This window comes from Micromonospora sp. NPDC049580 (assembly GCF_040675595.1).
Lineage (GTDB): Bacteria > Actinomycetota > Actinomycetes > Mycobacteriales > Micromonosporaceae > Micromonospora.
Genome location: NZ_JBFAPG010000732.1, coordinates 1 through 2,058, shown reverse-complemented (window position 1 = coordinate 2,058; position 2,058 = coordinate 1). Strand labels below are relative to the sequence as shown.

Genomic DNA, 2,058 nt, shown 5'->3' with positions numbered 1-2,058 from the left:
TACCGGTTGACCTCCCGGGCGCGCAGCAGCGCCCGGGTGACCTGACCGAACTGCCGCTCGTTGTCGGCGCTGAACAGCAGCACCTCCGCGCCCCGGTGCCAGCCCCACAGCTCGTACGGCGGTGGGCGCCAGCGGTCGCCGACCAGGGCGAGTGCCGCCGGCAGCAGGAGCACCGCCCCGAGGATGAGGTACGCCTCGGCGGTCAACCGTTGCAGGCCGCCGCTGAAGCCGAGGAGCAGGCCGACCACGCCGATCATGGATGCGGTGATCACCACCGCCCGGACGGCGATCCGGTCGTGCGGGCCTCGGGTGGTGCGCAGGTGGGTCAGGTCGACGATGCGATAGCTGGTGCGGCCGACGGTGAACCGGTCGACGGTGACGATGATGCCGGGTCGCGCGTACAGCAGCGTGGACCTGGCTCCGGGCACCGTTCGTTGCGGTCGCGTCTTTGCGCCTTCACGATTCACGGTTCCTCCCGTGGGGCGGTCTGCCGGGTTCGGTCCGTGGCCGGGCATCGCTGCCCGGGGACGGGATTCCCGGCTGCGGCTCCATTGTGTTGGGGCACCGCCACTCCACCTGGGCATTTACGATTCCGACCTGCTCACCCGACCGGCGGACATCGCCGCGAAACAGCATCCATTTCAGGTTTTGTCGGATATTGGCGGAGGCCATCCGACGGCATACGCCCGGAACGACGAATGTCAGATATCGGTCAGCGGATGCGAAAAAGGGCTCTCGGGCGGTCCCCCATCCCGCGTCAGCAGTCCCGCTGGTGTCACCGACAGCAGCGGCACTTCGCGCCACTTCGCCAACTTTCGCCCCTGCTTCAACTGCGCGGCACAACCGTCCCGGGTTAGGTTGGGCGAGCCGGTCCGGCCCAGTGCCGTCCACCCGGATGGCCCCGGCCGGTGTCGCCGAGGGCGTCAGCAGCCCCGTCGGCGGCCGTGGGAGAGGAGCCCTTCGCTCTTGTCATCCCTGAGAACCCTGCTGCGCACCGCGGTCCTGGCCGGCATGTCGGCCGCACTGATCGCCCCGACGGCGGTGGCCCACGCCGAGCCGTCCCCCGCCGACCTGACCCACCGGATCGAGACGTCCTCGGCAGAGTTGGAACGGATCGTGGAGTCCTACAACAAGCTCACCGAGGACATCAAGGTCAACAAGACCGCGGTGGCCCGATTACAGGCCCGCATCGGCCCCCTGGAACAGCAGGCCGAGCAGAGCCGGGCCGACGTCGCGGCACTCGCCAACACCGCGTACAAGAGCGGTGGCCTGCAGACGATGGACGCGCTGCTGCGTCCCGGCGGCTCCGTCGCTCTGCTCGACCGGCTCGGCACCCTCGATCAGCTGACCCGCCAGCGCCAGGAGCGCATCTCCGGCTTCACCGCGAACCAGCGGCGGCTGCTCGACGAGAAGACACGCCTGGACGCCACGCTGACCCGGCAGGCCGCGCAGGCCCGCGAGCTGGCGGCGGGCAAGAAGCGCATCGAGAGTGACCTGGCCGACCTGTACGAGCTGCGCCGGCAGGCGTACGGGGCCGCCACCGAGCGACCCGCGCCCAAGGCGGCGGAGGCCGAGGCCACAAACGTGCCCGCCGTGGCCGGGGACGCCGGCGCTGCGGTGCGCTACGCCTTCGGGGCGGTCGGCAAGCCGTACGTCTGGGCCGGTGAAGGGCCGAACGGCTACGACTGTTCCGGACTGACCCTCGCGGCCTGGCGGGCGGCCGGCAGGTCGCTGCCGCACAACGCACGGATGCAGTGGGGAGCGGTCGCCCACATCGGTCGGGGTGACCTGCGCCCGGGAGACCTGATCTTCTACAGCGGGCTCGGGCACGTCGCCCTCTACGTGGGCGACGGTCAGGTCATCGACGCGCCGAGCGCCGGTCGCAACGTGCTCAAGCGCGGCATGAACATGATGTCCATCCACGGCTACGGCCGGGTCCGCTAGCCCGACCCGATACGGCGAACGGCCGGCGTCCCCCCAACGGACCCCCGCCGGTCGCCCTCATTTAAAACAGGTCCGGGAGGCAGCAGAGATCCGAAGACAACACCTCAGAAAACC

The 2,058-nt window shown here is 70.2% G+C and carries 2 protein-coding genes; one reads left to right on the top strand and one right to left on the bottom strand.

The window, feature by feature from the left end; translation table 11 throughout:
- A partial coding sequence (locus tag AB0J68_RS31525; protein WP_363942459.1) for a DUF6232 family protein occupies positions 1-428 on the bottom strand: 428 nt, incomplete at its 3' end.
- Between the two features lie 583 nt (positions 429-1,011).
- On the opposite strand from AB0J68_RS31525, the gene AB0J68_RS31520 reads away from it, so the two are divergent.
- Positions 1,012-1,944, top strand: a complete 933-nt coding sequence (locus AB0J68_RS31520) for an NlpC/P60 family protein (protein WP_354860935.1) — start codon at positions 1,012-1,014, stop codon at positions 1,942-1,944.
- Positions 1,945-2,058: the final 114 nt, after the last annotated feature.

Bases quoted from the DNA above. Each gene is read 5' to 3' on its own strand.
- AB0J68_RS31520 (WP_354860935.1), top strand. From the start codon at position 1,012: ATGTCGGCCGCACTGATCGCCCCGACGGCGGTGGCCCACGCCGAGCCG.